We start from the raw sequence: 25,693 nt of genomic DNA on the forward strand, positions 1-25,693 counted from the left end.
GAATTATGACATATTTTGACGCTTTTAAATCAGGGAACTTGGTTTTGCCAAGTGCCCTGCTCTTGCATTTTAAGGAACTTTTTCCTTCCAGTGATGATTTTCTCGTCTGGCAATTTTTCTATCTACAAAATACATCTGCTTTGGATGAGCTATCGCCAAGCCAAATTGCAGAAACTATTGGAAAAGAACTTGCAGATGTCAACCAATCCATTTCAAACTTGACTGAAAATGGTTTGCTACAATATCGAACGATTGAACTAAATGGGGAAATTGAGCTTATTTTTGATGCTAGTTTGGCTTTTGAACGCTTGGATAGCTTGTTAGATAGCCAAACTCCAGCTACAACTGCCCCAAATCCGCAAAATCAATTGAAGGATCTGGTTGAGACTTTTCAGCAGGAATTGGGACGCTTGATAACGCCGTTTGAAATCGAAGATCTTTCTAAGACAGTAAAAGAAGATGGGATCAAGGCGGATTTGATCAAGGAAGCTCTTCGAGAGGCCGTTCTAAATGGCAAACCAAACTGGAAATATATTCAAGCTATTCTTCGGAATTGGCGCCATGAAGGCATTCAGTCTGTGGCCCAGGTGGAGGCCAAACGAGCAGAGCGAGAAGCTAACAATCCCAAACAAGTGCAAGCTTCGGCTGATTTCCTCGATGCTATGAATTTGTGGCAAGAGTAGCCGCTCGGAAAATCTTGTAAATTAGAGTAAGATTTGCAAGCTCCTTATAAATATGATAGAATAATAGAAAATAAAATGAAAAAAGAGGTATGTGAAATGTCACGTAAACCATTTATCGCTGGTAACTGGAAAATGAACAAAAATCCAGAAGAAGCAAAAGCATTCGTTGAAGCCGTTGCCTCAAAACTTCCTTCATCAGACCTTGTTGAAGCAGGTATCGCAGCTCCAGCTCTTGATTTGACAACTGTTCTTGCTACTGCTAAAGGTTCAAACCTTAAAGTTGCTGCTCAAAACTGCTACTTTGAAAATGCAGGTGCTTTCACTGGTGAAACTAGCCCACAAGTTTTGAAAGAAATCGGTACTGACTACGTTGTTATCGGTCACTCAGAACGCCGTGACTACTTCCATGAAACTGACGAAGATATCAACAAAAAAGCAAAAGCAATCTTTGCAAACGGTATGCTTCCAATCATCTGTTGTGGTGAGTCACTTGAAACTTACGAAGCTGGTAAAGCGGCTGAATTCGTAGGTGCTCAAGTATCTGCTGCATTGGCTGGATTGACAGCTGAACAAGTTGCTGCATCAGTTATCGCTTATGAGCCAATCTGGGCTATCGGTACTGGTAAATCAGCTTCACAAGACGATGCACAAAAAATGTGTAAAGTTGTTCGTGACGTTGTAGCTGCTGACTTTGGTCAAGAAGTTGCGGACAAAGTTCGTGTTCAATACGGTGGTTCAGTTAAACCTGAAAACGTTGCTTCATACATGGCTTGCCCAGACGTTGACGGTGCCCTTGTTGGTGGTGCGTCACTTGAAGCTGAAAGCTTCTTGGCATTGCTTGATTTTGTAAAATAATCTAAGTTTTTCCAGACAGACAGTCAAAAGTACTAGGTGACTTTGACTGCCTGTCTTGTTTTTACTTGGAGTACTCTTGTGAAAGAGGAATTTTTTCTAGTTTAGTAAAGTTCCTTAGGGAAAGAAAGGCGTGCGGATGCGCGCTCTTTTCTGTATTAAAAAGTTATGAAAGGAGGAGTTATGCTCTATATTTGGTCTTATTTGAAAAAATATCCCAAGTGGTTATTCCTGGATTTCTTTGGCGCGGTTTTCTTTGTTATCGTCAATCTTGGACTGCCAACTGTTCTGGCTCGGATGATTGATGAAGGTGTGAATAAAGGAAATGAACATCAATTGTATGTTTGGGCCACTATCATGCTGGTGATTATCCTATGTGGAACCTTGGGGCGTATAGTCTTGTCCTACGCAGCTAGTAAGCTGACGACCAATATGGTCAAGGATATGAGGGATGATCTCTATGCCAAATTACAAGAGTATTCTCATCATGAATATGAAAAGATAGGAGTATCTTCACTGGTTACTCGTATTACCAGTGATGCCTTTGTTCTCATGCAATTTGCAGAACAGACCTTAAAACTGGGTGTCATCACTCCCATGATGATGTTGTCTAGTATTTTAATGATCTTTTTGACCAGCCCGTCATTGGCTTGGATAGTAGCTTTTGCAGTACCTTTCTTGGCTGTGGTGGTTATTTATGTGGCTGTCAAGACTCGCCCTTTGTCAGAGAAACAGCAGGCTACCTTAGATAAGATCAATCAATACGTTAGAGAAAATCTGATGGGGCTCCGTGTCATTCGTGCTTTTGCTCGTGAAGAGTTTCAAGAGGAACGCTTTGCAGGACAAAATGCGGTCTATGCAGATAATTCTAATCGTCTGTTTAAACTAACTGGTCTGACAGAACCCTTGTTTGTTCAGATTATCATTGCCATGATTGTGGCTATTGTCTGGTTCGCTCTGGACCCTATCAAACAAGGAAGCTTGCAAATTGGGGATCTGGTGGCCTTTATCGAATATAGTTTCCACGCCCTCTTGTCCTTCCTTTTCCTATCCAATCTCTTCACCATGTATCCTCGTACAGCCGTTTCGAGTGAACGGTTGAAAGAAGTCATGGACATGCCGATTTCCATTGATCCCAATGAAGGAGGTGTTAGAGAGACAGCAACCCATGGCTATTTGAAATTTGAAAATGTCACCTTTGCCTATCCTGGTGAGACGGAGAATCCTGTTTTGCACAACATTTCGTTCTGCGCCAAACCAGGTGAAACCATTGCTTTTATCGGATCGACCGGATCGGGCAAGTCCTCTCTTGTGCAATTGATTCCTCGTTTTTACGATGTCACGCTTGGGAAAATCAAGGTTGATGGTGTCGATGTGAGGGATTACCGCCTCAAGTCTCTTCGTCAAAAGATTGGTTTTATCCCGCAGAAGGCCTTGCTCTTTACAGGAACTATCGCTGAAAATATCCGCTATGGGAAGGAAGATGCTAGTCACAAAGACCTACATCAGGCAGCGGATGTGGCGCAAGCCAAAGATTTTATCGAAAGCCGAGAAGAAGGCTTTGCGACCCATCTAGCTGAAGGTGGAAGCAACCTTTCTGGAGGACAGAAACAACGTCTCTCAATTGCCAGAGCGGTTATAAAGAATCCTGATATCTATATTTTTGACGATTCTTTCTCAGCCTTGGATTATCGTACAGATGCCATTTTGCGCCGTCGTCTCAAGGAAGTCACACAGAATGCAACGGTTTTAATTGTTGCTCAACGTGTCGGAACCATCATGGATGCGGACCAGATAATCGTTCTTGATAAAGGGGAAATCGTGGGTCGCGGTCGCCATGAGGAATTGATGGAAACCAATGACATCTATCGTGAAATTGCTGAGTCGCAGTTGAAAAATGCATCTCTAACAGAGGAATAGGAGGAAATATGAAAACACAATCTAGTTTGGCTCGTTTGTGGAGCTATTTGAAAGCCTACCGTTTTTCTGTCTTCTTTGCAGTCTTTCTAAAAATTTTGAGTGTGATCATGAGTGTCTTGGAGCCTTTTGTCTTGGGGCTAGCCATTACGGAGTTGACAAAGAATCTCTTAGATATGGCTAATGGTCTTGCAGGTGCTGGTATCAATACTGGCTACATCGGAACTGTTTTAATCATTTACCTCTTTAGAGGTCTATTGTATGAACTTGGGTCTTATTATTCCAACTATTTCATGACCAATGCAGTCCAGTCCATGACTCAGGATCTGCGAAATGAAATGACCGAGAAAATCAATCGTATCCCAGTATCTTTCTTTGACAAACACCAATTTGGTGATTTGTTGGGGCGCTTTACCAGTGACGTTGAGACAGTGTCTAATGCTCTTCAACAGTCTTTTCTCCAAATTGTCAATGCCGTTTTGACGATTGTTCTCGTGATGGGAATGGTTTTATACTTGAACTTTCAACTGGCTATAGTGGTGATTCTATCCATTCCAGTGACCTATTTTGGTGCCAGAAGCATCCTGAAACGTTCTCAGCCTTATTTTAAAGAACAGGCAGCTATTTTAGGACGGATGAATGGCTATGTGCAGGAAAATCTTACAGGTTTTAATGTCTTGAAACTCTACGGTCGTGAGGAATCCTCTCATAAAGAATTTTCTAAGATTACAGACGACCTCCAACATGTTGGCTTTAAAGCCAGCTTTATCTCTGGGCTTATGATGCCAGCCCTTCATGCTGTATCGGATTTGACCTATCTGATTGTTGCGGTTCTTGGTGGTTTGCAAGTGATTGCGGGTCGTTTGACAGTGGGGAATATGCAGGCCTTTGTTCAGTATGTTTGGCAGGTTAGCCAGCCTATCCAAAACATCACACAACTTGCGGGTCAAATGCAAAGTGCTAAGTCTTCGCTAGACCGCATCTTCGACATCTTGGATGAGACAGAGGAAGTCAAGGGAGAAGAACTCGAAATCCTTGAACCCTTAACAGGTCAGGTGACCTTCCAACATGTTGACTTCCAGTATGTTGAAAACAAGCCATTGATTCGAGACTTTAATCTAGAAGTTCAACCAGGAGAGATGGTAGCGATCGTTGGTCCAACTGGTGCAGGTAAGACAACCTTAATCAATCTGCTCATGCGTTTTTACGATGTCACAGCAGGTGCAATCTTGGTTGACGGGCAAGATATTCGTCAGTTGTCACGACAAGACTACCGCCGTCAGTTTGGGATGGTCTTGCAGGATGCTTGGCTCTATGAAGTTACGATCAAAGAAAACCTACGTTTTGGAAATCTTGACGCCAGTGACGAAGAAATAATAGAAGCTGCCAAAGCGGCAAATGTAGATCACTTTATCCGAACGCTTCCTGGTGGTTATAACATGGAGATGAACCAAGAGTCCAGCAATATTTCCCTCGGACAAAAACAACTTTTGACCATCGCGCGTGCTCTCCTAGCCAATCCTAAAATTCTCATTCTGGATGAAGCGACTTCCTCTGTTGACACCCGTTTGGAACTCTTGATTCAAAAAGCTATGAAACGGTTGATGAAGGGAAGAACAAGCTTTGTCATCGCCCACCGTCTCTCTACTATTCAAGAAGCGGATAAGATTCTCGTTCTTAAGGATGGGCAGATTATTGAGCAGGGAAATCATGAAAGCTTGCTCCAAGCAAGAGGCTTTTATTATGATCTGTACCAAAGCCAATTTTCGAGCAAATCTGATCAAGTCAGCTAATAAAATAAAGCTAAATTTTTCTTAAATTATCAGTCAATTACAACTTTTTTAATATGGGTTAATTTTCTTGCTTTTGTCTACTTGGAGTGGTATACTGAGGTAGTAATCAATAATATGGTTACAAAAATAATTTTACGAGGTGAAAAAAATGGTTGAATTGAAAAAAGATGCATTAAAAGACGTAACAACATTATCTAAATCAGCGCCTGAAGCGCTAGCAAAAACAAAGGAAGTGCTTAACCAAGCAGTAGCAGACTTGTATGTGGCTCACATTGCCCTTCACCAAGTACACTGGTACATGCGTGGTCGTGGTTTCCAAGTATGGCATCCTAAGATGGATGAATACATGGATAGCCTAGATGGTTACCTTGATGAAGTCAGCGAACGCTTGATTACACTTGGTGGCAAACCTTACTCAACTTTGACAGAATTCCTTCAACACAGTGAAATCGAAGAAGAAGAAGGAGAATTCCGTAACGTTGAAGAAAGCTTGGAACGTGTTCTAGCGATTTACCGCTACCTCATCGCTCTTTTCCAAAAAGCTTTGGATGTGACAGATGAAGAAGGCGATGATGTTACAAACGATATCTTTGTTGGTGCTAAGGCTGAACTTGAGAAAACAGTTTGGATGATTGCAGCAGAACTTGGACAAGCTCCTGGTTTGTAAGATATAGTTGCTACCCCTTTTATCATGAGGTGCTTGATAAGTGCCCATGACCAATCATCTTTTAAAAGTCATGTAACTGTAAAAAGTTGCATGACTTTTTTGTCTGCTAGACTTAGGACACATTGTCAAAAGTAGGATTTTACGGTATAATAGTTGCTGTTCAATAACATATGAATTTTAAAGAATAATTGTTAGTTTAAGGAGGACTTATGAACAACTTACCAAATTGCCCGAAATGTAATTCAGAATATGTCTACGAAGACGGAAGTCTCTTGGTCTGCCCAGAGTGTGCCTATGAGTGGAATCCTGCAGAAGTTGCAGAAGTAGAAGAAGGTGTTGTTGCTATCGATGCTAATGGAAATAAATTGGCTGACGGTGATACTGTAACCTTAATCAAGGACTTGAAAGTAAAAGGTGCGCCAAAGGATTTGAAACAAGGAACTCGTGTTAAAAATATCCGTATTGTAGAAGGTGACCACAACATCGACTGTAAGATTGATGGTTTTGGAGCTATGAAACTCAAGTCAGAATTTGTTAAGAAAATCTAGCCATGAAACTGAACTACAAATTTATCTTTTATAGTCGTGTGCTCTTGTTCTTAGCGGCATTTACAGGAGTTTATTTGGAGATTACCAAGCACGGTGGCTTTGGTATGCTCCTTTACTACACAGTGTTGTCTAATCTTTTGGTAACGATTTTCACGGGCTATCTGCTCCGTGTGATGAGCCGTTCAGGGGAAAATTGGCAAAGTCCGACCTTGCTTCGTCTCAAGGGTGGCGTCACCATGAGTATCATGATTACCTGTGTGATTTACCATTTTATGCTTGCTCCGATTGCGACAGATTTTTACCGTGTGGAAAATTTCCTTTGCCACTATATCGTTCCACTCTGGTTTTTAGCCGACACCCTCTTCTTTGATAAACGGGGTCAATACAAGATCTGGGATCCAGTCTTGTGGACCATCTTGCCCTTGGTTTATATGATTTTTGCCTTGTTTAACGGCCTGGTCTTAAAACTTAATATTCCGAATTCCAAGGACAATCCCTTCCCATATTTCTTTTTAAATGTGAACAAGGGTTGGGACGTGGTCATCAAATGGTGTTTGATCATTTTTGCGGGGTATATGGTTGCAGGCTTTATCTTCTATCTGATCAAGCAAATCAAGCGAAAATAGTCTTCCTATTAGGAAAGTTAGGACGGAGTCTCTAGTTCAATCGGGCTCCTTCTTTTCTTGCCATCTTCCTTTTAAAAGGATCAACAGTGAGAAATATACAGAAAGAAAATCCATGAAACAATTTTTAGAACGGGCTAGTATTTTGGCCCTCTCCCTCGTTTTGATTACCTCCTTTTCCATCTCGAGTGCTCTACCAGCTATGTTTGACTATTATCAGGGCTATCCCAAAGAACAAATCGAGCTCCTAGTCAGTCTCCCTTCTTTTGGGATTATGATTATGCTAGTCTTAAACGGGGTGCTAGAGCGTTTGTTTTCTGAGCGACTTCAGATTAGTCTGGGACTTCTCATCCTCTCTATTGGTGGAACAGCTCCCTTCTGGTATCAGGATTATAACTTTGTCTTTGCTATGCGGATTTTATTTGGCTTGGGTGTTGGAATGATCAATGCCAAGGCCATTTCTATCATCAGCGAACGCTATCATGGAAAGACACGGATCCAGATGTTGGGTCTTCGCGGATCAGCAGAAGTTGTCGGGGCGTCGATTTTGACTCTAGTGGTAGGTCAACTCTTATCCTTGGGATGGACAGTGACCTTCTTGGCCTACAGTGCGGGCTTTTTAGTATTGATTCTTTATCTGCTCTTTGTCCCTTATGGGAAAGAAAAGAAAGAAACAAAGAAAAAAGAGGCCGAAACAACTCGTTTGACAGGACAGATGAAGGGCTTCATTTTTCTATTGGCTGTCGAAGCAGCAGTTGTTGTCTGCACCAATACAGCTATCACCATTCGTATCCCTAGTTTGATGGTGGAAAGAGGTCTCGGGGATGCTCAATTATCTAGTTTTGTTCTTAGTGTCATGCAGCTGATTGGGATTGTGGCTGGTGTGAGTTTTTCTTTCTTGATTTCTCTCTTTAAAGAAAGATTGCTCCTGTGGTCAGGTATCACCTTTGGATTGGGGCAGATTGTGATTGCCTTGTCTCCATCATTGGGTGTGATGGTAGTTGGAAGTATTGTGGCAGGTTTTTCTTATAGTGTGGCCTTGACCACTGTCTTTCAGCTTCTTTCTGAAAGAATTCCAGCTAAACTTCTTAATCAGGCAACGTCTTTCGCAGTGCTAGGATGTAGCTTTGGAGCCTTTACGACACCTTTCATCCTGGGAGCTGTCGGTATGGTCACTCAAAACGGGATGCTGGTCTTCACCATTCTAGGATGCTGGTTAATAGTGACTTCCGTATTTGTCATGGTTGCCCTTCGAAAGAAAGCTTAGGATTGGTTTCCTAAGTTTTTCTTTTTCATTTTTGTCCCCAGACAATTATCTTTCTTTGAACTTGTTTGTACTATTATTTCCTGATAAAATAGATACATGACAAGATATAAAGCAATCATTTCTTATGACGGTTACGCTTTTGCTGGTTTTCAGCGTCAGCCCCATGCGCGGAGCGTTCAGGAGGAAATCGAAAAAACGTTAACGAGGCTGAATAAAGGACAAGCCATCACTGTTCACGGTGCTGGTAGGACTGATAGTGGTGTTCATGCCTTGGGACAGGTCATTCATTTTGACCTGCCTTATCAAATGAATGAGGAAAAACTCCGTTTTGCTTTGGATACCCAGTCCCCTGAAGATATTGATGTGATCTCGATTGAGCTTGTGGCGGATGATTTTCATTGCCGTTATGCAAAACATAGCAAGACCTATGAGTTTATAGTAGATAGGGGGCGTCCTAAAAATCCGATGCGCCGTCACTATGCCACTCACTTTCCTTATCCACTTGATGTGGAACGGATGCAGGCGGCCATCAAAAAGCTAGAGGGAACCCATGATTTTACCGGTTTTACAGCGTCTGGTACCAGTGTAGAGGACAAGGTTCGCACCATCACAGAAGCAAGTCTAACAATCGATGAGACAGGGCAGTTTTTAACCTTTACCTTTTCAGGAAATGGCTTCTTGTATAAGCAGATTCGCAATATGGTGGGGACACTGCTCAAAATCGGAAATAATCGAATGCCAGTTGAGCAGATTGACTTGATTTTGGAGAAGAAGGACAGGCAGCTTGCAGGTCCAACGGCTGCACCGAATGGCTTGTATTTAAAGGAGATTCGTTATGAAGAATAATCGTATTTTAGCCCTTTCTGGGAATGATATTTTTAGTGGCGGTGGATTGTCAGCTGATCTTGCCACCTATACCTTAAACGGCTTGCATGGCTTTGTAGCAGTGACTTGTTTGACGGCCTTGACCGAAAAGGGTTTTGAAGTCTTTCCAACAGATGACGTCATTTTTCAACATGAATTAGATAGTTTGCGTGATGTGGAGTTTGCGGGGATTAAGATCGGTCTTCTTCCTACTGTCAGTGTGGCTGAGAAGGCCTTGGACTTTATCAAGCAACGTCCAGGAGTGCCTGTGGTATTGGACCCTGTCTTGGTCTGCAAGGAAACGCACGATGTAGCTGTCAGTGAACTCTGTCAAGAGTTAATTCGTTTTTTCCCTCATGTCAGTGTGATTACGCCAAATCTTCCTGAAGCAGAATTATTAGCTGGTCAGGAGATTAAAACCTTGGAAGATATGAAGGCTGCAGCGCAGAAATTGCATGAATTAGGAGCGTCAGCAGTTATTATCAAGGGAGGTAATCGCCTTAGCCAGGACAAGGCTGTGGATGTCTTTTATGATGGGCAAATTTTCACTGTCCTAGAAAATCCCGTTATCCAAGGGCAGAATGCTGGCGCAGGTTGTACCTTTGCCTCAAGCATTGCCAGTCACTTGGTTAAAGGTGATGAACTTTTACCAGCGGTAGAGAGTTCTAAAGCTTTCGTTTACCGTGCTATTGCACAAGCAGATCAATATGGAGTAAGACAATATGAAGCAAACCAAAACAACTAAAATCGCCCTTGTATCTCTTTTGACAGCCCTTTCTGTGGTTCTAGGTTATTTCTTAAAAATCCCAACACCAACAGGCATTCTAACTCTCTTAGATGCGGGTGTCTTCTTTGCAGCCTTCTACTTTGGTAGTCGTGAAGGGGCTGTCGTTGGAGGACTAGCAGGTTTCTTGATTGACCTCTTATCAGGCTATCCACAGTGGATGTTCTTTAGCTTGGTAAACCATGGCTTGCAGGGATTTTTCGCAGGATTTAAAGGGAAATCTCAGTGGCTAGGCCTTATCTTAGCTACTATTGCGATGGTAGGAGGCTACGCCTTGGGTTCAACTTTGATGAATGGCTGGGCAGCAGCCCTACCAGAAATCCTACCAAACTTCCTGCAAAATATCGTGGGAATGGTTGTAGGGTTTGTGCTTAGTCAGAGTATTAAGAAAATTAAGTAAAGCGGCTGGAGGAAAGTTTTAAAAATCAGAAAAACGCATAATATCAGGTGTTGAAAAACCTTGATATTATGCGTTTTATTGTGGGAAGATTTTCAAAGAATATTAATCAAAATAAAGCAAATCTTTGCTGGTGCTTGTAAAGAGGTCAAAGCCATCCTTGGTAACAACACCACAGTCTTCGATGCGGACACCGACTTTTCCAGGGATATAGATACCTGGTTCAACAGAGAAGCACATGCCTTCTTCAATGACCATGTCATTTCCTTCCATGATAGATGGGAATTCGTGGACATCCATACCGATACCGTGACCGAGACGGTGGTTGAAGTACTCTCCATAACCAGCTTTCTCGATGACTTCACGGGCGGCCCGGTCCACTTCATGTGCAGTCACACCTGGCTTGATAAAGTCAAGAGCAGCTTGTTGGGCTTCAAGGGTCAAGTTGTAGATATCTTTTTTGAATTGGTCTGTTTTGCCGACAGCGACCGTACGAGTCATATCTGATGCATAGCCATTGACCATAACACCCAGGTCAAAGAGGAGAAGAGCATCATTTTCAACCTTGTTAGCTGCTGGAATGCCGTGTGGATTTGCAGCGTTATCGCCAGTCAAGACCATAGTATCAAAGCTCATTTCATAGCCTTCACGTTTCATAGCAAAGTCGATTTGGGCAATGATATCTGTCTCTGTCTTATCAAGAGAAATATTGTCAAAACCAACCTTAACAGCCTTATCAGCATAGAGACCTGCAACCATCATTTTTTGCACTTCGTCAGTTGATTTGATGAGGCGCATGCGTTGGATGCGAGGAGTGAGATTTTCAAACTCAGCAGTTTCAAAGACAGTTTTCAAACCATGGTATTTGGTCAAGATGAGATTGTCAAACTCAACAGCAACACGTTTGAAGTCGTGCTGTGGCAAGGCATTTTTGATTTTTTGCCATGGATTTTCAGAATCCACATAGCCCACAACTGGGAAAGAGACAGTGTTGCTTGCACGTTCCACTTCAAGAGCAGGGACAAAGAGGAGGGGTTCTTGATCCGCTAGGATAAAGAGGAACATTTGGCGTTCATGAGGATCACTGTAAAAGCCAGTGAGGTAATTAATAGTGACGGGGTCAGATACGACAGCGACGTCTAGTTTTTCTGATTCAAGATATGTTAGGATTTGTTGTAATTTAGACATATGCTACCTTCTTTCTACCCCTCTATTTTGGCAAAAAATGAGAGAAAATGCAAGGGAGAAGGGTAAAAGAACAGGCAAAAAGAACTCCGGTAAGATAGCGGAGTTCTTTGATCTAATTTTCCTTAGTTTAAGAAAAGTCAGCCTTGCTTTTGACATCATTGTATTCTTCAGCGATTTCTTGGCTGAGAATATCTTCATAGGCAGGGAGTTGGATGTCCTGACCGTATTTTTTCTTGAGAGCAGTAGTGACTAGGCGATAAGCCAGATTGGCATTGCGTGAGAGGATAGGTCCGTGGAAGTAGGAACCAAAGACATTCTTATAATGAACCCCTTCACCGACCTTTTCTTCGTTGTTTCCATTTCCATAAACAACCTGTCCCAGTGGTTTTTGGTCATCTGAGAGGAAGGTGCGACCTTGGTGATTTTCAAAGCCATAGTAGGTTTCATCGAATTCTTTATTATGAATCTTGATGTCACCGATAAAGCGGTTATTGGTCTGGTTGAGGGTATAGTGGCCCATGACTCCTAGCCCTTCGATGCGCTTGCCTGAAGCCTCAACATAATATTGACCCAATAGTTGGAAACCACCACAGATAGCTAGAACCACACCGTCGTTTTGGATGTAGTTGTCAATACTCTCTTTTTTAGCAGGTAGGTCGTCAGCGATGATGCTTTGTTCAAAGTCTTGACCCCCGCCGAAAAAAGCAATATCATAGTGATTTTCGTCAAAGTCATCATGGAGAGAAACGATGTCAACCGTCACATGTGCCCCCAGTTTTTCAGCCACATACTTGAGCATGAGGATATTTCCATTGTCCCCGTAGGTATTCATGAGGTTTCCATAGAGGTGGGCGATATTGAGCTGATAGGGGTAATTGCCAGCTTTTGAGGAAAGTGAAGTATAAACCATCAGTTCATCTCCTTTCTAACAATCTGACGGCTAGCCAGCAGTTCACGGAATTCAAGCATAGCAGTATAGGTAGCCAGGATATAGGCATGCTTACAATCTTGGTTCTCAATGGTTTTGAGAACTTGCTCCAGATTGCTTGTCTCAGTGATTTTATCAGCTGGGTAGCCTGTCACCCGTAGACGGCGAGCGATTTCAGAATGACGAACACCACCAGCGTTGATTTCAGGAATGTCCATGTCAGTGATTTGTTCAAAGTCAGCATCCCAGATCCAGCTAGTATCAATCCCATCAGCATAGTTGGCGTTGAGAAGGACAGATAGGCTAAATGGATAAGGGGCTAGTTTGATCATCTCGATAGCTTGGGTCGCACCAACTGGATTTTTAATCAAGACAAGGGTACATTCCTTATCGCCGATATGGAATGTTTCTTGGCGTCCAAAGACAGCGCGACTCTTATCAAATCCCTGCTTGATCCGTTGCGAATCTGCACCGAGGAAACGGGCGATAGCAACTGCAGCTAGGGCATTGTAGATATTATAGAGTCCACCGATTTGGATTCCGTATTCTTGGCCGTCAATGACAAAGCGGGAGCGATTGTTAGTCAACTCAACCAAGTCTGTCAGACGGTAGTCCAAGTCAGGACGTTTACAACCACAATTTTCACAGATATAGGCACCCAAGTTTGCATAGGTATTATGTTCATATTTGAGGATGCCTTGACAGTCAGGGCAGAGAATCCCTTCGGTATTGTAGTGAGCTAGTTTGGCTGGTCCTTTTTCCAAGTCAAAACCAAAATACTCTACAGGATTTGGAATAGCTGGCTTGTAGAAAAGTGGACTATCACCATTTAGAAGAACAGTAGCCGTAGGCACCTTACGGATGGCATCCAAAATCATGTTATAAGTCGTGTAAATCTCACCATAGCGGTCCATCTGGTCACGGAAAATATTAGTGATGACAAAAAGGCTAGGATGAATGTAGTCACAGATACGAGAAAGACTGGCTTCGTCGATTTCTAGAACGGCAATGTTTTTTCCAGTTTTAGAAGATTTGGCAGTCAAGAAGGTTGTCGTAATCCCTGTAATCATATTGGCACCGCTTGGATTGGTCAGAACCTGACCATAAACCTCTTTTAAAATGCCGACAGTGAGGGCAGTTGTCAGGGTTTTCCCGTTGGTTCCAGTGACCACGACAATTTCGTAGTTCTTAGCTAAATTTTGTAAAATATCTTTATCAAATTGAAGGGCGAGTTTTCCTGGGAGCGTACTTCCACGACCAAGACGGCTCAAGATGAAGTGAGAAGAACGCCCAGCTAGGAGGCCCAAAGTAGTTTTTAATTTCATGTTTCTATTATATCATACTGCACCCAGCAGTCCAATAACTAAAGTAACCTCTAAGATCAACTAAAGAAGTAACCTTAGAGGTGCTTTTTAGGTTCTGATTAAACCAATCAAATACAATATCTTTGAATTTGATAACTTTGGCAACTTTAAGAAATAAATCTTTCTCACTCTGAACATAAGAAAGGAGAGGACATCGATTATCCTCTACAGGTTTTAAAATTTCATTAATCTACTATAGCTGACAAAGATACCTAACTTTTGGGATTTAGATTATTTTTTGGAAAGTCTCTTTTATAATAAATTACGAATTTTTTCTTTTATAAATGCGTTAAGAGGATAGTGTTTATCAAGATATTCTAGTAGTGCCTGAGCAGATTCAGAAATTCGTTCGTAACCTTGCAAAAAGTAGGGTAATTGTTTGGCTTCATTTGGATAACCTTTTTCAAATCGTCTGTTGCTGTTAAAAATATCTATAAAATTAGATTTAGAAGTTTTTTCCAAATTGATTAGTTCAGTCCAGAGCTTGACAGATCTGTTTTGGATGAAATCATAAGCAGCCAATTTTTCGCCTCGTTGATAGCGACCTAGTCCTATATATAGATTGCATAAAATTTCTCCCAACAGCCATTCACGGTCTCTATTTTCTTTTGATGGCAATCTTTGTGGCTGGCAGATTGTTCCATCAAAACCGACCTCCTTCCAGATAATCTTGCCTTCAGCGAAGGGAATGTTTACTAGTTCATGAGCTTCAAAGACAGCAAATTCACAAAAAACATCATCTTTAAATAGAACTTTATGTCCGTCCACTGTATTTTGGTAGTGAAATGCAATTGGTTCTAGATTACTTAACCAAGTTAGATCCTGTATATAGGCCTGCTTGTAGCCATCTTTTACAATAACAAAAAAATCCAAATCTGAGTATTGATCCAATCGGTCTCTTTCTACTCCGCAAGAACCAAGTGCCAGCAAAGCTAGTGCTTGTCTAGAATCTTTTAGAGACTGACCAATATCATCTAGTCTTTGTAACAGTAATTCTGTTTTATTCATAATCGTTACCTCATTATTTCTTGTTTACAGACATTATATAGTTAATGTTTTCGAAAGTCAATTTCATCCCATACCAAATATATACTAATGTAATATGGAATTTCTTTCGATATTTTTTACAATGATAAAGTTTAAACATTTTGCAGGGTATTGCTCATATTATCAAGAATGAAGAAATTTGAAGTATCCTTTGATTGATTAGAAAGTGATTCTTATCTTTAAAAAGATTAAATAATTTGGAAAATATTTAAGAAGAAAAAATATATCGACTTAATCATCAATTTGCAAACGGTAAAACCTTTCCACAAACGATGAGAATACAAATACGACCCGCGCAAAGAGTGGATAATTTACTAATTAGGCATGAAACAATCATTGAAAAATATACTTTTTAAATTACCCATAAAACGATGAGCTGAAGCGAGTTATTCAAAGTCATATGTATTGCTGATATTTGAAAGAGTGACCTGAGACTCAATATATAATTAGGACTGCTAAGTAAAGTTTGGATATTATATCATAAAAGAGGGAAAAGATAGATTTGAGATTTCGCAGAAACAAAAACAGCCCGATGAGGGCTGTGAGTGATTAGTTCTGAAACCAAGTTGCGATTGGGAAGTCGTTTTGCTTCAGTTCCAATTTTGTTTTAGTTAGAAGTTGACCATTTTCTAAAGAATACAATAACAAATGTTGATTGGTTACGACCAATATCTTATTTGTCAAACTTGTATCGATGTGTATTATCTCTTCTGTAGAGTCAGGCAAATCTTTTCTGACATTAATCAGATAGCTAGATTCATCAGAGAGATTGACAATAGATAAGGCACAGCGATCATTTCCATCCGCCTCATGTTTTACAATCAATCGGTCTTCTTTCGGTGTTTCATAAAGAAGATTTGGGTTGTCCTCTGGTAGCTTGATGAAGTGCTTTTCCTTACTAGACAAGTTTATGACAAGTATGCGATTGTCTGGATCTTTGGAGAAAGTTTCTGTATTTCGAGTATAAGCAACGCTACTGTAATAATTGTCACCGATTAATTCAGAAGACGTCAACATTTCAACGATCTTGCCTTCGCTTGTCAGAGGTGTGCGAGACAATTCTTTTAGTTGGTCATTTTCGTCTAATTCTACTAAATATCCATCAAACACTAAAGCGGGTCGTTGGCGAGACTCATCATGAAATCCCAGGCCGAGGTAGAGGTGATTCCTTCTTCCGTGAAACTGGATTGGAAAGGAAGTGGACTCGGAGAATGTTTTCTGAGTAATCAGCTTTCCTGAGATGTCAAACATACTGAGCATCCCATCCTCAGTTGTAGTTTGGCCTGTGTAGAAGAACTTGTCTGATACTCCAGCTCCCGAATAAGCATAGAAGGGAGTTGAAGTTTTCCGGATGTCCCCTGTCTGAAAGTCAAGGGATACGATGTTCTGAGTGGATGCTTTCCCTCTGGTATTTCCAGATGAAAAGACGAGATAGCGATTGTCAAACCGTCCCTGAGGAAACCAGAAATTGACATCTTCTGCAATAGAAACGTCCTCAGTCTTCGTGAGCTGAAACTGATCGTTTTGTAACTGATAACTTTGAATGGATTTTGAATTAACAAGGTAAAAATCAGCAGTCTGATTGACTGTGAATCGCTGTTTTTGAGGTGAAATCAAGCGAAAAAGCATCCAACAAAGTAGGAGAAAAATGAAGACTATACTGACACAGAAAACCAGTGTTTTCACAGCCGTACTTTTTTCTTTGGATAGGAAGGAAAAAGAAGTGTGTTTTTGTGATTTAACTTGCTTTCCCATTTGATTAGCCTCCTCTTTGAACAGAAAATGAAGACAACATCCTACACCTATATTATAAGCTTTTACAGCTAAAAGCACAAATAATCTTGCAAGGGAACTATAGACTGGATAGAAAAAGACAAACACCAAAATGGATGCTTGTCTTATGGAGAATATCTGAAACTTTAAATCGCAAACAAGTCATTCAAGTTCTCAGCCAAGGTTGGGTGAGTGAAGATTTGTTTTGTGAAGTAAGTATAAGGAATCTTGTTGTCCATCGCAACAGTGATGATGTTGATGATTTCTTGAGAACCTTCTGAGAAGATAGTTGCACCGAGAATTTCTTTTGTTTCAGTGTTGACAACAGCTTTGAAAGCTCCACGAAGGTCTCCGTTTACGTGACCACGAGGCATTGCTGCAACAGGGATTTCCTTGACAGCATATGGAAGTTTCAAATCAGCTGCTTGGCTTTCAGTCAAGCCAACTTGAGAAAGTGCAGGTGTGATGAACATAGTGTTTGGTACATTGAGACGGTCTTCAAGTGTGTAGCTGCTATCTCCAGCAAGGTAGCTGTAGACAACGCGGAAGTCATCAAGTGAAATGTAAGTAAATTGAGGTCCACCGTTGACGTCTCCGACTGCAAAGACACCAGGAACGTTTGTTTGACAATGTTTGTCTACTTTAATAGCACCACGTTCAGTTAGTTGGATATCTGTATTTTCTAGTTGAAGTGGTTCTACGTTTGGCTTACGTCCAGTTGCGTAGAGAAGGGCGTCGAAACGGTACGTTTCGTTTTCAGTTACGACGAGGACTTGGTCACCGTCGTTTTTGATTTCAGTAGTACGGATATTTTGAAGCAATTCAATACCGTCTTCTTCCATGTATTGTTTAGCAAGAGCTGCGATGGAAGGTTCTGCACGAGGAAGGAAAGTATCCAAGGCATCTAGAACTGTAACTTTGCTGCCGAGTTTGTTGTAAAGTCCAGCAAATTCAAGACCGATGTTTCCGCCACCAAGGACTCCAAGTTTTTCAGGCAATTTGTCCAAGTTTTGGATACCTGTTGAGTCAAAGACGTTTTTGCTTGTAGCAAGTCCTGGAATTGGCAAGATGTTTGAAACAGCACCAGTGTTGATGACAATAGTTTCAGCAGTCAATTCTTGTTTTTCATCACCAGCTTGGATTTCGATGACTTTATTTGAAAGGAAGTGAGCTTCCGCATCAAAGATATCCACACCTGTACCAGCAACAGTAGCATAGTTTTTACCATTGAGGCGACTAGTGATTGTATTTTTGGTAGAAATGACTTCTTCAAAAGACAAATCTTTCTCGGCAGCGACTAGCAAAGTCTTAGTTGGGATACATCCAATGTTGATACAAGTTCCACCGTACATAGCTTTGCTACGTTCAACGAGAGCAACTTTTTTGCCAGCTGAAGCTAATTTACCAGCTAGTGTTTTCCCAGCTTTACCAAATCCAATAACGATTAAATCATATGTTAACATTTATAGTCCTCCTATTCGATTTTCATTCTAGCATAAGAAAACACTTTTTGCACAAATCTGCTACGGGAAATGAAGTGAGCTTGAAATGCTCCCTTCAAATCCTTTGATAAACAAGTTTCAGGCCACTTTACTGTTAGAAAATCGTTTACATGATTTTCCTAAAGGATTCTACTATCTTTTGCTTCTCTCTTGTGTTATACTAGATAGGTTGCAAAGAACTAGTACTTTTCTTTCGTGGAAAAGAAGCAACACGGTATCTCATTTTTGTAGAAGATACGTCATGAAAAGAAAAGTATATACTACGCGCTATAGGATGGCTTCGCACCATCTTTAGAAAGAAGAAAAACGTGAAATTTAATGAATTTAACTTGTCTGCTGATTTGCTAGCAGAGATTGAAAAAGCTGGATTTGTAGAAGCCAGTCCCATCCAAGAACAGACGATTCCCTTGGCTCTCGAAGGAAAAGACGTTATCGGTCAAGCCCAGACTGGTACAGGGAAAACCGCAGCCTTTGGCTTGCCAACTCTTGAAAAAATCCGGACAGAAGAAGCGACCATCCAAGCCTTGGTCATCGCTCCAACTCGTGAACTCGCTGTCCAAAGTCAAGAAGAACTCTTCCGCTTTGGCCGTAGCAAAGGAGTGAAAGTTCGCTCAGTTTACGGTGGTTCCAGCATTGAAAAACAAATCAAAGCTCTTAAATCTGGTGCTCACATCGTGGTAGGAACACCAGGCCGTCTCTTGGATTTGATTAAACGCAAGGCCTTGAAATTACAAGATATTGAAACTCTTATCCTTGACGAAGCGGATGAAATGCTCAACATGGGCTTCCTTGAAGACATCGAAGCCATCATTTCCCGTGTCCCTGAGAATCGTCAAACTTTGCTCTTTTCAGCAACCATGCCAGATGCTATCAAACGTATTGGTGTTCAATTTATGAAAGACCCTGAGCATGTGAAGATTGCTGCCAAGGAATTGACAACAGAGCTGGTTGACCAATACTATATCCGTGTCAAGGAACAAGAGAAATTTGATACCATGACGCGTCTTATGGATGTGGAACAACCAGAACTTGCTATTGTATTTGGTCGTACTAAACGCCGTGTAGATGAATTGACTCGTGGTCTTAAAATCCGTGGCTTCCGTGTTGAAGGAATTCATGGCGACTTAGACCAAAACAAACGTCTTCGTGTCCTTCGTGATTTTAAAAATGGCAATCTTGATGTTCTAGTTGCAACAGACGTGGCAGCGCGTGGTTTGGATATCTCAGGTGTGACCCATGTCTACAACTACGATATTCCACAAGATCCTGAAAGTTATGTTCACCGTATCGGTCGTACAGGTCGTGCTGGTAAGTCAGGTCAGTCTATTACTTTCGTAGCACCAAATGAAATGGGCTACCTTCAAATCATCGAAAACTTGACTAAGAAACGCATGAAAGGCTTGAAACCAGCGACAGCAGAAGAAGCCTTCCAAGCTAAGAAACAAGTAGCGCTCAAGAAAATCGAACGAGATTTTGCGGATGAAACTATTCGTGGGAACTTTGAGAAATTTGCTAAAGATGCTCGTAAGTTAGCAGCAGAATTTAGTCCAGAAGAATTGGCTATGTATATCTTGAGTCTGACAGTCCAAGATCCAGACAGCCTTCCTGAAGTGGAGATTGCGCGTGAAAAACCACTGCCATTTAAACCGTCAGGTAATGGCTTTGGTGGTAAAGGTAAGGGAGGTCGAGGAGGCCGTCGTGGAGACGACCGTCGAGACCGTGATCGCCGTGGCAATGGTCGTCGTGATGAGTTCAAGAAAGGTAGTCGTGGAAACGACCGTTTTGATAAAGACAAACGTTACCGTAATAAAGACAATAAAAAACCTCGCAACACTTCAAGTGAAAAGAAAACAGGCTTTGTTATTCGTAACAAGGGCGATAAATAAGAAAAAGCGGTTCAAAATGAATCGCTTTTTTATATAAGGAGACCGATAGTAAAAGAAGATGTATAAAAGTAAAGGAAAGGTGAGATGGGAAGGGGAACTTTAATCCATCTTCTTATAATATTATTATATAAAAATCGAAACAGAATGTCAATAAAAAATTGCTATTTTTATAAAATATTTTTGCTTTTAAAAATTGCAATTCAATAAGCAATTTTCAGATAATTATTGAAATAAAGACTTTTCTATGTTATAATGGAAGCGATTATATGCGAGGTAAAAAATGGCACATTTATTAGAAAAAACAAGAAAAATTACATCAATTTTAAAACGCTCAGAAGAGCAAATGCAGGATGAACTTCCATACAATGCCATTACACGTCAACTAGCAGACATTATTGATTGCAATGCCTGCATTGTCAATAGCAAGGGCCGTCTTTTGGGCTACTTTATGCGCTATAAAACTAATACAGACCGTGTAGAACAGTTTTTCCAAACCAAGACGTTCCCAGATGACTATGTACAAGGGGCAAACATGATCTATGATACAGAAGCCAATCTTCCTGTTGAACATGATTTGACCATTTTTCCTGTAGAGAGCCGTGCGGATTTTCCAGATGGTTTGACAACCATTGCTCCCATTCATGTATCAGGGATTCGCCTAGGTTCCTTGATCATTTGGCGCAATGATAAGAAATTTGAAGATGAGGATTTGATTCTTGTTGAGATTGCGAGCACGGTTGTGGGGATTCAACTCTTGAACTTCCAACGTGAAGAAGATGAGAAAAATATCCGTCGTCGTACGGCTGTCACCATGGCAGTTAATACCCTTTCCTACTCAGAACTTCGTGCTGTTTCAGCTATTTTATCTGAGCTAAATGGAAATGAAGGACAATTGACTGCATCTGTCATTGCAGACCGTATCGGTATCACGCGCTCAGTGATCGTCAATGCTCTCCGTAAGCTAGAGTCGGCAGGAATTATTGAAAGCCGTTCACTAGGAATGAAGGGAACATATCTCAAGGTATTGATTTCAGATATCTTTGAGGAAGTGAAAAAGAGGGACTACTAATGACAAAGGCTTTAATCTCAATTGACTATACAGAGGATTTTGTAGCAGACCATGGAAAGTTAACTGCTGGAGCGCCTGCTCAAGCCATATCAGAGGCGATTGCTCAGGTGACCAGACTGGCTTTTAATCGTGGAGACTATGTTTTCTTCACCATTGATGCTCATGAGGAAGGGGATGATTTTCATCCTGAGAGTAAACTTTTCCCACCTCACAACATCATTGGAACTAGTGGTCGCAACCTTTATGGCCCCCTAGCTGACTTTTATACTGAGCATGAGGCGGATAGTCGTGTCTTTTGGATGGACAAGCGTCACTATTCAGCATTTTCAGGAACGGACCTAGATATCCGCTTGCGAGAACGTCGAGTTGATACAGTCATCTTAACTGGTGTTTTGACAGATATTTGTGTTCTCCATACGGCTATTGATGCTTATAATTTAGGTTATCAAATCGAGGTTGTCAAGCCTGCGGTTGCTTCTATCTGGCCAGAAAATCATCAGTTTGCTCTTGGTCATTTTAAGAACGCTCTGAGAGTCAAATTGTTGGATGAAAATCTTGATGAAATTAAAGAATGATTCCCTTGGAAAAATGAAAAAAATCTGAAAAAAGTGTTGACAAAGATTTTGAAAGTTGATATACTAGTAAAGTAATCGACGCGGGGATGGCGGAATTGGCAGACGCGCAGGACTAAGGATCCTGTGACCGCTTTAGGTCGTGAGGGTTCAAGTCCCTCTCTCCGCATAGGGTAAGAGTTAGCTTTGGCTAGCTCTTTTTGTTTTCCAAAGACGGCTAGAGCTACAGTTCAACTATCGGAAGAGCTTGGCATCAAGAACTATCATTTATGGCATGGAGTAGGTTTTTGATTGGTAAAACGTGTTCTAATATGAAGAAAGTTAGCAGTTGCTAGCTTTCTTCATTTTTTCAAAAAATAAATCAAAAAATATTTTCGATTTCATAAACATTTCATATTTGGATTTTATAATAATCTTACAAATATGGAGGTGACAAATGAATCCAATCCAAAGAGCTTGGGCTTATGTCAGCAGAAAACGACTGAGAAGTTTTATTTTATTTCTGATTTTATTGGTCCTATTGGCCGGAATTTCAGCCTGTTTGACTCTGATGAAGTCCAACAAAACAGTAGAAAGCAATCTTTACAAATCACTCAATGCTTCTTTTTCTATCAAAAAGATAGAAAATGGACAGACCTTCAAGTTGTCAGACCTAGCATCCGTGAGCAAGATTAAGGGACTGGAAAATGTCTCTCCTGAACTCGAAACGGTCGCAAAACTGAAAGACAAGGAAGCGGTGAGTGGTGAGCAGAGCGTAGAACGCGATGATTTGTCAGCTGCGGACAAGAACTTGGTTAGCTTAACGGCTCTCGAGGATTCATCCAAGGATGTCACCTTTACCAGTTCGGCTTTCAATCTAAAAGAAGGGCGACACCTTCAAAAAGGGGACTCCGAGAAAATCCTCATCCACGAAGAGTTGGCTAAGAAGAACGGTCTTTCGCTTCATGACAAGATTCGCTTGGACGCTGGTCAGTCAGAAGCTGGAAAAGGGCAAACAGTTGAGTTTGAGATTGTCGGAATCTTTTCTGGTAAAAAACAAGAAAAATTCACAGGCTTGTCTTCTGACTTCAGTGAAAACCAGGTCTTTACAGACTATGAAAGTAGCCAAACCCTTTTGGAAAATAGTGAACCTCAAGTCAGTGCAGCACGCTTCTATGTAGAAAATCCTAAGGAAATGGATGGGCTCATGAAGCAGATGGAAAACTTGGCCTTGGAAAATCAAGGTTACCAAGTAGAGAAGGAAAACAAGGCCTTTGAACAAATCAAAGACTCAGTTGCAACCTTCCAAACCTTCCTCACCATCTTCCTTTATGGGATGTTGATAGCTGGAGCAGGAGCCTTAATTTTGGTCTTGTCTCTCTGGTTGAGAGAAAGGGTCTACGAAGTGGGGATTTTACTCGCACTTGGAAAAGGCAAGGGCTCGATCTTCCTACAGTTCTGTTTAGAGGTAGTTTTGGTATCTCTTGGAGCTTTGCTTCCATCCTTTATTGCAGGAAACGCCATCACATCCTATCTGCTCCAAACTGTACTAGCCAGTGGAGATCAGGCAACCTTACAAGACACACTAGCCAAAGCAAGCGGTCTATCAACTAGTCTCCTATCCTTTGCAGAATCCTATGTCTTTCTGCTCCTGATTGGTTGCTTGTCTGTAGCCCTTTGTTTCGTATTTCTATTTAGAAAATCGCCGAAAGAAATTTTATCATCTATTAGTTAATACTCTTCGAAAATCAAATTTAAACCGTGTCGGCTTCGCCTTGCTGTACTCAAGTACAGCCTGCGGCTAGCTTCCTAGTTTAATCTTTGATTTTCATTGAGTATAAGAAGGAGAAATCATGACTTTATTACAATTGCAAGATGTTACCTACCGTTATAAGAACACTGCTGAGGCAGTTTTATATCAGATCAAGTATAATTTTGAACCCGGAAAATTTTATAGTATCATTGGTGAGTCAGGAGCAGGAAAATCCACTCTCTTGTCCCTACTGGCTGGTCTAGATAGTCCTGTTGAAGGTTCTATCCTTTTCCAAGGAGAGGACATTCGGAACAAGGGATATTCTTACCATCGCATGCACCATATTTCCCTGGTCTTTCAAAATTATAATTTGATTGATTACCTTTCTCCGCTGGAAAATATCCGCTTGGTCAACAAAAAAGCAAGCAAGGATACACTTCTTGAGCTTGGTTTGGATGAAAGTCAGATCAAGCGGAACGTTCTCCAGTTATCAGGTGGTCAACAGCAACGTGTAGCCATCGCTCGCAGTTTAGTCTCAGAAGCTCCAGTTATTCTAGCTGATGAGCCAACAGGAAATCTGGACCCTAAAACTGCTGGAGATATTATCGAACTGCTCAAATCACTTGCAGAGAAAACAGGTAAATGTGTGATTGTCGTTACCCACAGTAAAGAAGTGGCACAAGCGTCAGATATTACACTTGAATTGAAGGATAAGAAACTGACTGAAACTCGCAATACTACAAAATAATATGAGCTTGTTTTGATAGAATTATTAAATCAAATCTAGAAAGGGAACCTATGTTACACAACGCATTTGCCTATGTTACAAGGAAGTTTTTCAAATCGATTGTTATCTTCCTGATTATTCTCCTCATGGCGAGCTTGAGTTTGGTCGGCTTGTCAATCAAAGGGGCTACTGCCAAGGCTTCTCAGGAGACTTTCAAAAATATCACCAATAGTTTCTCCATGCAAATCAATCGCCGCGTCAATCAAGGAACGCCCCGTGGTGCTGGGAATATCAAGGGTGAGGATATCAAAAAAATCACTGAAAATAAGGCCATCGAGTCTTATGTTAAACGCATCAACGCTATCGGAGATTTGACTGGATACGACTTGATTGAAACGCCAGAAACCAAGAAAAATCTCACTGCAGACCGTGCTAAACGGTTTGGAAGCAGTTTGATGATTACAGGTGTCAATGACTCCTCGAAAGAAGATAAGTTTGTCTCTGGTTCTTATAAGCTGGTTGAAGGTGAGCACTTAACCAACGACGACAAAGACAAGATCCTCATGCATAAGGACTTGGCAGCTAAACACGGCTGGAAAGTTGGAGATAAGGTTAAACTAGATTCTAATATCTATGATGCAGACAATGAAAAAGGTGCCAAGGAAACAGTTGAAGTGACAATCAAGGGACTCTTTGATGGTCACAATAAGTCAGCAGTAACCTACTCACAAGAACTCTATGAAAACACAGCTATCACAGACATTCACACTGCTGCAAAACTTTATGGATACACAGAAGACACAGCTATTTATGGGGATGCCACCTTCTTTGTAACAGCGGATAAGAACTTGGATGATGTCATGAAAGAGTTGAATGGTATCAGCGGTATCAACTGGAAGAGCTATACACTCGTTAAGAGCTCATCTAACTACCCAGCTCTTGAGCAATCCATTTCTGGTATGTACAAGATGGCCAACCTCCTCTTCTGGGGCAGCTTGAGCTTCTCAGTTCTTCTACTTGCGCTCTTACTTAGTCTTTGGATCAACGCCCGTCGCAAGGAAGTAGGAATTCTCCTTTCTATCGGTCTCAAGCAGGCAAGTATCTTGGGACAATTCATCACCGAATCTATCCTGATTGCCATCCCTGCTCTCGTTTCTGCTTACTTCCTAGCCAACTACACAGCTCGTGCCATCGGAAATACTGTTCTTGCCAATGTCACTTCAGGTGTTGCCAAGCAAGCCAGCAAGGCTGCTCAAGCCTCTAATCTTGGTGGTGGTGCAGAAGTAGACGGCTTTAGCAAGACCTTGTCGAGCCTAGACATTTCCATTCAGACATCAGACTTTATCATCGTCTTTGTCCTTGCCTTGGTTCTAGTGGTTCTCGTTATGGCGCTTGCTTCAAGCAATCTCCTCAGAAAACAACCAAAAGAGCTCTTGCTCGATAGCGAATAAAAAACTTGCTACCTATTCTTCCCTAAATGGGGTATAATATAGGTAGCATTTTTATCTAT

23 protein-coding genes and 1 tRNA gene are annotated in these 25,693 nt (G+C 41.3%); 18 read left to right on the top strand and 6 right to left on the bottom strand.

Going from position 1 to position 25,693, the window contains the following annotated elements; translation table 11 throughout:
* Positions 1–5: 5 nt before the first annotated feature.
* From K1I53_RS04575 to K1I53_RS04625, 11 genes are all read left to right on the top strand, one after another.
* Complete coding sequence (locus K1I53_RS04575; protein WP_223328565.1) at positions 6–683, top strand: DnaD domain-containing protein; 678 nt, start codon at positions 6–8, stop codon at positions 681–683.
* 96 nt (positions 684–779) lie between these two features.
* A complete protein-coding gene (gene tpiA / locus K1I53_RS04580; protein WP_125827986.1) occupies positions 780–1,538 on the top strand; it encodes a triose-phosphate isomerase in 759 nt (252 codons plus the stop codon).
* A gap of 180 nt (positions 1,539–1,718) precedes the next feature.
* On the top strand, positions 1,719–3,455 hold the full coding sequence (locus K1I53_RS04585; RefSeq protein ID WP_223328566.1) for an ABC transporter ATP-binding protein: 1,737 nt from the start codon (positions 1,719–1,721) through the stop codon (positions 3,453–3,455).
* An 8-nt stretch (positions 3,456–3,463) separates the two neighbouring features.
* Positions 3,464–5,245, top strand: a complete 1,782-nt coding sequence (locus K1I53_RS04590; protein ID WP_223328567.1) for an ABC transporter ATP-binding protein — start codon at positions 3,464–3,466, stop codon at positions 5,243–5,245.
* 148 nt (positions 5,246–5,393) lie between these two features.
* Positions 5,394–5,912 (top strand): Dps family protein, encoded by a 519-nt coding sequence (locus K1I53_RS04595; protein WP_223328568.1) that lies wholly within the window; start codon positions 5,394–5,396, stop codon positions 5,910–5,912.
* Between the two features lie 209 nt (positions 5,913–6,121).
* Positions 6,122–6,460, top strand: coding sequence for a zinc ribbon domain-containing protein YjdM (locus K1I53_RS04600; protein WP_001061600.1), 339 nt, complete (start codon positions 6,122–6,124; stop codon positions 6,458–6,460).
* Positions 6,461–6,462: 2 nt separating this feature from the next.
* The gene (locus K1I53_RS04605; RefSeq protein ID WP_223328569.1) at positions 6,463–7,086 is read left to right on the top strand and encodes a Pr6Pr family membrane protein; all 624 of its coding nucleotides are present in this window, start codon (positions 6,463–6,465) and stop codon (positions 7,084–7,086) included.
* Between the two features lie 112 nt (positions 7,087–7,198).
* Positions 7,199–8,350: an MFS transporter gene (locus tag K1I53_RS04610; RefSeq protein WP_223328570.1), complete on the top strand. Its 1,152-nt coding sequence runs from the start codon at positions 7,199–7,201 to the stop codon at positions 8,348–8,350.
* Between the two features lie 96 nt (positions 8,351–8,446).
* Positions 8,447–9,196, top strand: coding sequence for a tRNA pseudouridine(38-40) synthase TruA (gene truA, locus K1I53_RS04615; protein WP_223328571.1), 750 nt, complete (start codon positions 8,447–8,449; stop codon positions 9,194–9,196).
* A complete protein-coding gene (locus K1I53_RS04620; protein ID WP_223328572.1) occupies positions 9,186–9,959 on the top strand; it encodes a bifunctional hydroxymethylpyrimidine kinase/phosphomethylpyrimidine kinase in 774 nt (257 codons plus the stop codon). Before truA ends, K1I53_RS04620 begins: the two co-directional genes overlap by 11 nt.
* A complete protein-coding gene (locus tag K1I53_RS04625) occupies positions 9,937–10,398 on the top strand; it encodes an ECF transporter S component (protein ID WP_000814969.1) in 462 nt (153 codons plus the stop codon). The genes K1I53_RS04620 and K1I53_RS04625 overlap by 23 nt, the downstream gene beginning before the upstream one ends.
* Positions 10,399–10,500: 102 nt before the next feature.
* Here the strand turns inward: K1I53_RS04625 and K1I53_RS04630 are convergent, their stop codons facing one another.
* The 6 genes from K1I53_RS04630 to K1I53_RS04655 all read right to left on the bottom strand — a co-directional run bounded on the left by K1I53_RS04630 (position 10,501) and on the right by K1I53_RS04655 (position 18,158).
* Positions 10,501–11,583, bottom strand: coding sequence for a M24 family metallopeptidase (locus K1I53_RS04630; protein WP_223328573.1), 1,083 nt, complete (start codon positions 11,581–11,583; stop codon positions 10,501–10,503).
* Positions 11,584–11,710: 127 nt separating this feature from the next.
* On the bottom strand, positions 11,711–12,493 hold the full coding sequence (gene gatD / locus K1I53_RS04635) for a lipid II isoglutaminyl synthase subunit GatD (RefSeq protein ID WP_223328574.1): 783 nt from the start codon (positions 12,491–12,493) through the stop codon (positions 11,711–11,713).
* Positions 12,493–13,836, bottom strand: a complete 1,344-nt coding sequence (murT, locus tag K1I53_RS04640) for a lipid II isoglutaminyl synthase subunit MurT (RefSeq protein ID WP_223328575.1) — start codon at positions 13,834–13,836, stop codon at positions 12,493–12,495. The genes gatD and murT overlap by 1 nt, the downstream gene beginning before the upstream one ends.
* A gap of 291 nt (positions 13,837–14,127) precedes the next feature.
* Complete coding sequence (locus K1I53_RS04645; protein WP_223328576.1) at positions 14,128–14,883, bottom strand: hypothetical protein; 756 nt, start codon at positions 14,881–14,883, stop codon at positions 14,128–14,130.
* A 588-nt stretch (positions 14,884–15,471) separates the two neighbouring features.
* On the bottom strand, positions 15,472–16,677 hold the full coding sequence (locus tag K1I53_RS04650) for a hypothetical protein (RefSeq protein WP_223328577.1): 1,206 nt from the start codon (positions 16,675–16,677) through the stop codon (positions 15,472–15,474).
* 164 nt (positions 16,678–16,841) lie between these two features.
* On the bottom strand, positions 16,842–18,158 hold the full coding sequence (locus K1I53_RS04655; protein WP_084946343.1) for an FAD-containing oxidoreductase: 1,317 nt from the start codon (positions 18,156–18,158) through the stop codon (positions 16,842–16,844).
* A 347-nt stretch (positions 18,159–18,505) separates the two neighbouring features.
* Between K1I53_RS04655 and K1I53_RS04660 the strand changes: the two genes are divergently transcribed.
* From K1I53_RS04660 to vex3, 7 genes are all read left to right on the top strand, one after another.
* The gene (locus tag K1I53_RS04660; protein ID WP_038804912.1) at positions 18,506–20,083 is read left to right on the top strand and encodes a DEAD/DEAH box helicase; all 1,578 of its coding nucleotides are present in this window, start codon (positions 18,506–18,508) and stop codon (positions 20,081–20,083) included.
* A gap of 280 nt (positions 20,084–20,363) precedes the next feature.
* On the top strand, positions 20,364–21,152 hold the full coding sequence (gene codY, locus K1I53_RS04665) for a GTP-sensing pleiotropic transcriptional regulator CodY (RefSeq protein ID WP_004246012.1): 789 nt from the start codon (positions 20,364–20,366) through the stop codon (positions 21,150–21,152).
* Positions 21,152–21,727 carry a cysteine hydrolase family protein gene (locus tag K1I53_RS04670; protein ID WP_223328578.1) on the top strand — a complete coding sequence of 192 codons (576 nt, stop codon included), beginning with the start codon at positions 21,152–21,154 and terminating at the stop codon, positions 21,725–21,727. The genes codY and K1I53_RS04670 overlap by 1 nt, the downstream gene beginning before the upstream one ends.
* 80 nt (positions 21,728–21,807) lie before the next feature.
* Positions 21,808–21,893: transfer RNA gene (locus K1I53_RS04675), tRNA-Leu, on the top strand.
* 267 nt (positions 21,894–22,160) lie between these two features.
* Entirely contained in the window at positions 22,161–23,438 is a 1,278-nt protein-coding gene (locus K1I53_RS04680) for an ABC transporter permease (RefSeq protein ID WP_223328579.1), read from the top strand.
* A gap of 118 nt (positions 23,439–23,556) precedes the next feature.
* Positions 23,557–24,204 carry an ABC transporter ATP-binding subunit Vex2 gene (vex2, locus tag K1I53_RS04685; RefSeq protein WP_000173735.1) on the top strand — a complete coding sequence of 216 codons (648 nt, stop codon included), beginning with the start codon at positions 23,557–23,559 and terminating at the stop codon, positions 24,202–24,204.
* 50 nt (positions 24,205–24,254) lie between these two features.
* Positions 24,255–25,634, top strand: a complete 1,380-nt coding sequence (vex3, locus tag K1I53_RS04690; RefSeq protein WP_000902987.1) for an ABC transporter permease subunit Vex3 — start codon at positions 24,255–24,257, stop codon at positions 25,632–25,634.
* The last annotated feature ends 59 nt before the right edge of the window (positions 25,635–25,693 follow it).

The sequence above is a fragment of the Streptococcus oralis genome (assembly GCF_019929365.1).
Taxonomy (GTDB): domain Bacteria; phylum Bacillota; class Bacilli; order Lactobacillales; family Streptococcaceae; genus Streptococcus; species Streptococcus oralis_BT.

Bases quoted from the DNA above. Each gene is read 5' to 3' on its own strand.
- K1I53_RS04655 (WP_084946343.1), bottom strand. From the start codon at position 18,158: ATGTTAACATATGATTTAATCGTTATTGGATTTGGTAAAGCTGGGAAA.
- K1I53_RS04590 (WP_223328567.1), top strand. From the start codon at position 3,464: ATGAAAACACAATCTAGTTTGGCTCGTTTGTGGAGCTATTTGAAAGCC.
- K1I53_RS04595 (WP_223328568.1), top strand. From the start codon at position 5,394: ATGGTTGAATTGAAAAAAGATGCATTAAAAGACGTAACAACATTATCT.
- K1I53_RS04610 (WP_223328570.1), top strand. From the start codon at position 7,199: ATGAAACAATTTTTAGAACGGGCTAGTATTTTGGCCCTCTCCCTCGTT.
- K1I53_RS04585 (WP_223328566.1), top strand. From the start codon at position 1,719: ATGCTCTATATTTGGTCTTATTTGAAAAAATATCCCAAGTGGTTATTC.
- K1I53_RS04600 (WP_001061600.1), top strand. From the start codon at position 6,122: ATGAACAACTTACCAAATTGCCCGAAATGTAATTCAGAATATGTCTAC.
- K1I53_RS04605 (WP_223328569.1), top strand. From the start codon at position 6,463: ATGAAACTGAACTACAAATTTATCTTTTATAGTCGTGTGCTCTTGTTC.
- K1I53_RS04630 (WP_223328573.1), bottom strand. From the start codon at position 11,583: ATGTCTAAATTACAACAAATCCTAACATATCTTGAATCAGAAAAACTA.
- K1I53_RS04575 (WP_223328565.1), top strand. From the start codon at position 6: ATGACATATTTTGACGCTTTTAAATCAGGGAACTTGGTTTTGCCAAGT.
- gatD (WP_223328574.1), bottom strand. From the start codon at position 12,493: ATGGTTTATACTTCACTTTCCTCAAAAGCTGGCAATTACCCCTATCAG.
- vex2 (WP_000173735.1), top strand. From the start codon at position 23,557: ATGACTTTATTACAATTGCAAGATGTTACCTACCGTTATAAGAACACT.
- K1I53_RS04645 (WP_223328576.1), bottom strand. From the start codon at position 14,883: ATGAATAAAACAGAATTACTGTTACAAAGACTAGATGATATTGGTCAG.
- K1I53_RS04670 (WP_223328578.1), top strand. From the start codon at position 21,152: ATGACAAAGGCTTTAATCTCAATTGACTATACAGAGGATTTTGTAGCA.
- tpiA (WP_125827986.1), top strand. From the start codon at position 780: ATGTCACGTAAACCATTTATCGCTGGTAACTGGAAAATGAACAAAAAT.
- K1I53_RS04620 (WP_223328572.1), top strand. From the start codon at position 9,186: ATGAAGAATAATCGTATTTTAGCCCTTTCTGGGAATGATATTTTTAGT.
- K1I53_RS04625 (WP_000814969.1), top strand. From the start codon at position 9,937: ATGAAGCAAACCAAAACAACTAAAATCGCCCTTGTATCTCTTTTGACA.
- K1I53_RS04650 (WP_223328577.1), bottom strand. From the start codon at position 16,677: ATGGGAAAGCAAGTTAAATCACAAAAACACACTTCTTTTTCCTTCCTA.
- vex3 (WP_000902987.1), top strand. From the start codon at position 24,255: ATGTTACACAACGCATTTGCCTATGTTACAAGGAAGTTTTTCAAATCG.
- truA (WP_223328571.1), top strand. From the start codon at position 8,447: ATGACAAGATATAAAGCAATCATTTCTTATGACGGTTACGCTTTTGCT.
- codY (WP_004246012.1), top strand. From the start codon at position 20,364: ATGGCACATTTATTAGAAAAAACAAGAAAAATTACATCAATTTTAAAA.
- murT (WP_223328575.1), bottom strand. From the start codon at position 13,836: ATGAAATTAAAAACTACTTTGGGCCTCCTAGCTGGGCGTTCTTCTCAC.
- K1I53_RS04680 (WP_223328579.1), top strand. From the start codon at position 22,161: ATGAATCCAATCCAAAGAGCTTGGGCTTATGTCAGCAGAAAACGACTG.